Here is a 6,646-nt window from a genome sequence, read left to right as displayed (position 1 = left end):
CGGAAGGTCTTGGGCTTCTGCATGCCCCATTCTCTCGCCCAGATCCATTGCAGTCACAAGGATCTGGGCAGATTCATGGGCGTCTGTGGAGAAGGTCGGCAGTGATCTATGCGCAACAGCCTCCTAGCTGCAGCGGCAAGGTTCCCAGCGGCAGCACCTGCACTCCAGGCCAGTGCGGCAGTTCCCCGCTTGCCAGTTCCTGGTTGTGGCAAAGGGAGGAGACCAGCGCTCCATCGATCACCCCTTGGGCCACCAGCGTTGCCCAGTCGCCGGCGGGATGGAAGCAGGGCGGCACCTGCAACACCCCGGGCAGCCCAGCAAGCAGCGACTGGTGCAGAGCATCTGTGCCCAGCCGCAAGCGGCCGTCTTCTAGGCGATGGGCCCTACTGGCCAGACGCAAGAAGCGCAGGCTGCTGCTTCCCCCCCAGCGGCACACCTGGCGGGGGCCACGCGCAGGTTGGAGGCGGAACTGCTCAGCCAGCTCCCAGTAGCTGCGGCTCACCGTGGTCTGGTGCATCGATAGGGAGCGGGCGGCGCGCATCTGACTGCCGCTGACTTCCATCAGATCCAGCACGTGCAGGTTGAGCAGCATCTCGGGTGGTCTGTAGGACTTGCGCCGCCGCCGCGCAGGCGGCACAACGGCAGCAGAACGCTGGATTGGCACGGCAGCGCGGCAGCAGAACGGGGCAATCAGCCTTGCCCTTTTCCAGCTCCCGTCCACCCTCCTTCCCGCGAAGAACCCAGCCCGCTGAAACCCCCTGCCAGCACTGAGCTGGCTGCTCCAGTTGGTTGGTGGCTATTGCCGCGGGCCGTAAGGGCCAGCAACCTGCAGCAATGGAGCCCCTGCGCTGTCACCTACTAATCGGCCCGCCGGCCAGTGGCAAGAGCACCACTGCCACGGCGCTCGCCCCTTTGCTTGCAGGGCCTGAGGGGCAGCCGGCAGTGGTGCTCTCGACCGATGCGATCCGCGCTGAGGTGTTCGGCGATTCGGCCGTTCAGGGGCCCTGGCCGTCGATCCAGCAGCGGCTGCATGAGCGGTTGATCGGTGCGGTGGCAGCCGGCATGCCGGTGATCGTGGATGCCACCCATGCCCAGCGGCCCTGGCGGCTGGCGATCACCCAGCAGCTGGCCTTACCCAGGCCAGTGGAGTGGATCGGCTGGTGGCACTTCACGCCGGTGAGCACCTGCTTGCGCTGGAACGAGAAACGGGAGCGCCCCGTTCCCGTCCCGGTGATTCGCCGCATGGCCGCTGCCTTGGCGGATGAGGCCTTTGGTCCGGGTCGGGCGGAAGGCTTTGCCTCGGTGGTGGCGGTGCAGCCCACCCAGCAGCGCGACCTCACTACTTATTTACGTAGCGAACTCTCCCGTCTTACCCGCCGCATCAGTGCGGCCTGCAATCGCCAGCACCAGCTGCTGCTCCACGGCCACTCGCGCCTGCTTGATCTAGAGCGGCTGCTCTACCTGCTGCAGCTACTCGCGGCGCATCCCGATCTGGCGACAACTGATCAGGGCAGCCGCGAGGCCTTAGAAACGCTCGTTTCACCGCTGCCCAGCGGTGAGCTGCCCCAGCGGGCGGCCGCCCTGCTGCGCAAGCTCCATGGCGTCTGCTACGGCGACGCCGAGGCTGTACGCCGCGATCTGAGCTGGCTGGAGAGCCAGGGCTTCTTCTCCGCCACCCCGGTGACAACGGGTATTCAGCCCCTGCCCCTGCTGGCTGGCACCTCTGAGGAGCAGGCCCCCCGCAGTGGCGGTGTCCATGGCGGCCAGCCGCCGATGGCTGATGCGGCGGTGTTTGTGCGGGTGATGACGTTGCTGCGCCATCTGCTGCAGACGCCCTTTGACCGGCCGGCGGAAGGTCCGGGGGCACTGGCGATGCAGCGGCACCTGCTGGAGCGACTTGCCGAGATCCCCGGCGGTCATGGCTCCGGTGAGCTGGCGACGCTGCGTAAGGACATTGAGAAGACCCTCACCCCCTACGGCTTTCGGCTGCATCACGACAACCCACGCCATGGCTACTGCCTTGGCACCGCCCTGCTCTCAGCGCCGCGGCTGGTGGAAATCCATGGGGTGGTGCAACACGCAGCCCAGCGGCTGGGGGATCCGACTGCGCAGGATCTGCTCGATGAGCTGGAGCAACGTCTCAGCTGGGGTGGCATCGAGGTGACAGCCACGCCACCGTTGCGCACCTATCTCGATGGCGCCCATCCCGGTGCGGAAAGCCAGCAGCGGGGCAGCCTGGCTGAACCAAGGGAAGCTGAGCGGATCGAGACCGCGATCCTCGAGCACCGGCGCGTACGCCTGCTGCGCCAGAGCACCTTTGGCGGCGGCGACAACCGCGGCGAGGAGATCCGCGCCTGGCCCCTGCAGCTGGTCTTCTCAGCGGGGCTCTGGCACCTGGCCTGGGAGGACGACGCCATCGGCCGGCCCCATGGGTTGCTGCAGAGCGAACGGCTGGAGCAGCTGGTGTTCCTGCAGGCCGAACCGCGGGGTCGCCGCAACGAATCCGACCACAGCACCGCACTAGCCAGGCTGCAGCGGCTGCTTCATCACTGCGGTGGCATCGAGCTGGGTGATGACCTCACAGCCCAGGAGGGTCTCTGCCAACCCAGCAGCGAGCAGCGCCGCCGCCAGCTGCAGACCCTGCGCCTGTCCTGCAAGAGCGAGGCCTACGCCGCCATTCGCCAGGGACAGCTTCCCTTCTCCCTCGACCAGATCCGGCTGGAACGGCCGGCTAAGCAAGCGAAGCCCACGGCTGCGGGCCACGGCACGACAGCCGCCTGGGTGCATCCGGAGCTGGCCCAGGTGCTGACGCCCAACCCCAGCGGGGACAGCCATCCCCATCCGGTGGAGATCGATCTGCCGCCCTGGATCCTGGCCCGCGGCGTCGCCCTGCGCCGCTGGCTCTTCTCCCATGGCAGCGCCCTACGCATCGAGGCACCGGAAGCGCTGCGGCAGGAGCAGCAGGGTCAGGCGCTGGAGATGCTGGCGTTGGCTCAGCGACGTTGAGCCGTTACAAGGGATGGCGTTTAACGTTGGCTAGTTGCTCCATGAAGTCAGCGCGGGGCGCTGCCGCCATGACCCCTGCCGATTACGCCACTGAACAGCCCGAGGCTCCCTTCTCCGTGCGCCGCAGGCAGCGCGGGGGACGACGCATTGTGCAGGTGAGCAGCTCGCTCAGCGCTATGGATGCGCTGCGGGCACGAATCCGTTCCCAGAGCAAAGCCGTGGCAGAGCACATCGCCACCGATCCGGATGCCCGTGCCTTCATTGCCGACTGGGCCACGCCTGAACCCCTCGACCGCTGAAGACAGGCGTGGACTTGAGGGCTGGGCAGATCATCACCGTTGATTGGCGCAAAGATCCAAACGACCCTGGGCTGAACCCTCAGCCTCCTGAGCCCAACAAGCTGCGGCCAGCTGTCGTCGTGCAGGACTGCGAGCTGTTTGACCCTGCCTATCCAACAGTGCTGGTGGTGCCGATGACTGGCGACCCCTCGCTGGCGATGGCCGATCTGACTGTCGTGCTGCAACCCAACAGCACCAATGGCTGCAGGAAGGTGAGCTATCTGCTGCCACAGAACCTGACCTGTGTGGCGAAGACTCGCATCACAGATGCCACCGCTTGCTGCGTGACTCCCACCGAGCTGCAGCAACTCCGCCAGCTGGTTGTGTTGGTGATCGGTGGCTTCTCTTGAAGAGCCGCAAGCAGCTCAACCGAGGAGCAGCTCACTCCTCTTCTGAGCTACCCAGGGGAATCAGCTTGATCTGCTTTTTGCCCAGCTTGATCTCGAACTCATCGCCTGGCTTGAGGTCGAGCATGGCGGTGTAGGCCTTGCCCACCAGCAGGTTGCCGTTGCCCTGAACAGTTGCGACGTAGCTCAGCTTGCGGCCACCCTTGCCTCGGCCGGCGCTATCGGCACCGAGGCTCACACCCTTGGCACCGAGCAGAGCTTCATAGAAGGCTGTGAAGTTAAGCCGCTCCGTGCCATCTTTCTTGGTGCTCACATAGCCGCACTCACGCACGAGCTCGGACTTGGAGACATCGCCTAGTTCCTTGACCTTGGCGAGCAGTTCGGGGCCGGTAAACATGATGCGGGAGTTGGGTGGATCGACAGCCTCTTATTGCCAGGCCTGCCGGCATTGTCAACTGCCGTAGTTGCGATCCATGTCCGTGGGTAGCTGCCCCGGTGTCAGCCATTCCACAAGCTTGGTGTAGCGCCTGCGGCCCAAATGGTTTTTAACGGCCATCGCCAGGGCCTTCTTCTGGCCCACCAGCACCACCAGCCGCTTGCCGCGGGTGAGGCCGGTGTACACAAGGTTGCGCTGCAGCATCGCGTAGTGCTGCGTCAGCAGCGGAATCACTACGGCGGGGTACTCACTGCCCTGGCTCTTGTGGATCGTGCAGGCGTAGGCCGGCACCAGGTGATCGAGCTCCCCCCAGCCATAAACCACGACCCGGGTTCCTGCCGCAGCGGCATTGCCACCGGCCTCGCTGGTGGGGAACAGCACACTCAGCTCGCTGTTGTCCGCGTCGATGGCATCGATGGTGCCGACATCACCGTTGAACACCTCCTTCTCGTAGTCGTTGGCGATCTGCATCACCTTGTCGCCCGGTGCGAAACGCCAGCCAAAGCGCTCCACCTGCTCCGTCGGATCGGGATTCAGCAATTTCTGCAGCTCGATGTTGAGTGAGCGGGAGCCGCAGCCGCCCCGGGCCATCGGGCAGAGCACCTGCACCTGGGCAATTGGATCGAGGCCAAAGCGGGCCGGGATGCGCTCGCCCACCACCTTGAGGATCAGGGCTACCGCCTGCTCGGGCGTCTCGGCCGGCAGGAAGTAGAAGTCGCTGCTCTCGCCCTCGGGTGGGGAGCGCAGATCGGGGATGGTGCCGGCGTTAATGGCGTGGGCGGTGGTGATGATGCGGCTGCTAGCCGCTTGACGGAATACTTCCGTGAGCCGGGCCACCGCCAGGGCGCTGCTGTTGATCAGATCCGCGAGCACCTGGCCGGGACCCACCGAGGGCAGCTGGTCCACATCACCCACCAGCAACAGGCCTGCCTCTAGCGGGATGGCCGCTAGCAGCGAGGCCATGAGCGGTACATCCACCATCGAGGTTTCATCCACCACCAGCAGGTCGCACTCCAGCGGCAGCTCGGTGCCACGCCGAAAGCCGTAGCTGGCTGGGTCGAACTCCAGCAGCCGGTGGATCGTTTTGGCCTCCAGACCGGTGGCCTCGGCCATGCGTTTGGCGGCCCGGCCCGTGGGTGCACACAGCTGGATGCGCAACTTCTTGGCGGCCAGGATCTGCAGGATGGCGTTGATCAAGGTGGTCTTACCCACCCCCGGCCCACCTGTGATCACCAGCACCTTGCTGGCCAGGGCCTGCTCCACCGCTGCTTTCTGGCTGGCGGCCAGCTCCAGGCCCAGGCGCTGCTCCACCCAGGTGATCGCCGTGTTCGCGTCGATGGCGCCCCAGGTTGGTGCTCCTTGCGCCAGCTCCTGCAGCGATTCGGCGATGCGCCGCTCGTCGCGGTGCAGGTGGGCCAGGAAGGTCGCCGGCTCGCCGGCCAGGCTGTCGGCCACGACGGAGCACTCACTGAGCTCCAGGTCCAGGGCCGTCTGAATCAGGGCGGGTTCGAGGGGCACCCGCACGCTGGCGCCGTTGCTGTCGCCTTGCTTCCCCGCGGGCTGCTCCACCGCGAGTAGCTCGCCGGCCAGCTTGAGCAGCTCCGCGGTTGGCAGGCCGCAGTGCCCTTCCCCGCTGGCCTCAAGCAGGGCGTAGTTGATGCCAGCTCGCAGGCGGATCATCGCGGCCGGTTCGATGCCCAGCCGGGCGGCGATGGCATCGGCGGTGCGGAAGCCGATGCCGCGGATGTCGCGCGCCAGGCGATAGGGGTTCTCTGCCATCACCTGCACGGCGTCATTGCCGTACGTCTTGAAGATCCGCACGGCACGGGCGGTGCCGACGCCATGGCTATGGAGGAACACCATGATTTCGCGCACCACCTTCTGATCTGCCCAGGCCTGGGCGATACGGCTGGCGCGCACCTTGCCGATACCCGGCACCTCCCGCAGGCGCTCTGGCTCCTGCTCGATCACCTCGAACACCTCCGCCCCGAAGACGCCCACCAGCTTGCTGGCGTAGATCGGGCCGATGCCGCGGATCATCCCGGAGCCCAGGTACTTCTCGATGCCCTCAGCGGTGGTGGGCGCTGAGGCCTTGAGGAAGGACGCCTTGAACTGCTGGCCGTGCTCCCGGCTGTTCACCCAGACGCCACTCACGGTTACCCATTCGCCGGCGCTGATCTCGGCGGCGTGCCCTACCACCGTGACTAGCTCACGATGGCCACGGGCCTTGATGCGCAGCACGCAGAAACCGCTCTCGGCGCTGTGGAAGGTGACACGCTCAATCGAGCCGGCCAGCACTTCAGTGGGCTGGGCTGTGGTGTCCGGCATCCCGGAGGACTGGCCAGCGACCGGCTTGTTCATGCCTCCACGGGGCGCCTGAGGTGGCATGGTCCCTGCCTGCCATGCCACCTCAGGCGTCCAACCCCAAGGCGTTGCAGGTCATACGCAGAAGAGGATTTTGCAAGCCCACATCAATGCAGCGCTGAGTTGAGGTTGACAACGCACTTACAGGAAATCAG

At 65.9% G+C, this 6,646-nt stretch carries 6 protein-coding genes; 3 read left to right on the top strand and 3 right to left on the bottom strand.

Annotated elements, in window-relative coordinates; genetic code table 11:
• Positions 1 to 106: 106 nt before the first annotated feature.
• The gene (locus KBZ33_RS16685) at positions 107 to 664 is read right to left on the bottom strand and encodes a hypothetical protein (RefSeq protein WP_254954509.1); all 558 of its coding nucleotides are present in this window, start codon (positions 662 to 664) and stop codon (positions 107 to 109) included.
• Between the two features lie 128 nt (positions 665 to 792).
• On the opposite strand from KBZ33_RS16685, the gene KBZ33_RS16680 reads away from it, so the two are divergent.
• From KBZ33_RS16680 to KBZ33_RS16670, 3 genes are all read left to right on the top strand, one after another.
• Positions 793 to 3,006 (top strand): ATP-binding protein, encoded by a 2,214-nt coding sequence (locus KBZ33_RS16680; protein ID WP_255011853.1) that lies wholly within the window; start codon positions 793 to 795, stop codon positions 3,004 to 3,006.
• Positions 3,007 to 3,074: 68 nt separating this feature from the next.
• Positions 3,075 to 3,305 (top strand): hypothetical protein, encoded by a 231-nt coding sequence (locus tag KBZ33_RS16675; RefSeq protein ID WP_254954507.1) that lies wholly within the window; start codon positions 3,075 to 3,077, stop codon positions 3,303 to 3,305.
• A gap of 8 nt (positions 3,306 to 3,313) precedes the next feature.
• Positions 3,314 to 3,694 carry a type II toxin-antitoxin system PemK/MazF family toxin gene (locus tag KBZ33_RS16670; RefSeq protein ID WP_254954506.1) on the top strand — a complete coding sequence of 127 codons (381 nt, stop codon included), beginning with the start codon at positions 3,314 to 3,316 and terminating at the stop codon, positions 3,692 to 3,694.
• Positions 3,695 to 3,725: 31 nt separating this feature from the next.
• Here the strand turns inward: KBZ33_RS16670 and KBZ33_RS16665 are convergent, their stop codons facing one another.
• Both KBZ33_RS16665 and KBZ33_RS16660 read right to left on the bottom strand, forming a co-directional pair.
• Positions 3,726 to 4,088: an AbrB family transcriptional regulator gene (locus KBZ33_RS16665; RefSeq protein WP_254954505.1), complete on the bottom strand. Its 363-nt coding sequence runs from the start codon at positions 4,086 to 4,088 to the stop codon at positions 3,726 to 3,728.
• A 54-nt stretch (positions 4,089 to 4,142) separates the two neighbouring features.
• On the bottom strand, positions 4,143 to 6,488 hold the full coding sequence (locus KBZ33_RS16660) for an ATP-dependent RecD-like DNA helicase (RefSeq protein ID WP_254954504.1): 2,346 nt from the start codon (positions 6,486 to 6,488) through the stop codon (positions 4,143 to 4,145).
• Positions 6,489 to 6,646 lie beyond the last annotated feature (158 nt).

Source organism: Cyanobium sp. Cruz-8D1, assembly GCF_024345975.1.
Classification (GTDB): Bacteria; Cyanobacteriota; Cyanobacteriia; order PCC-6307; family Cyanobiaceae; genus Cyanobium.
Note: the sequence above shows the minus strand (reverse complement) of the source record. Positions and strands in the feature narration are given on the sequence as shown.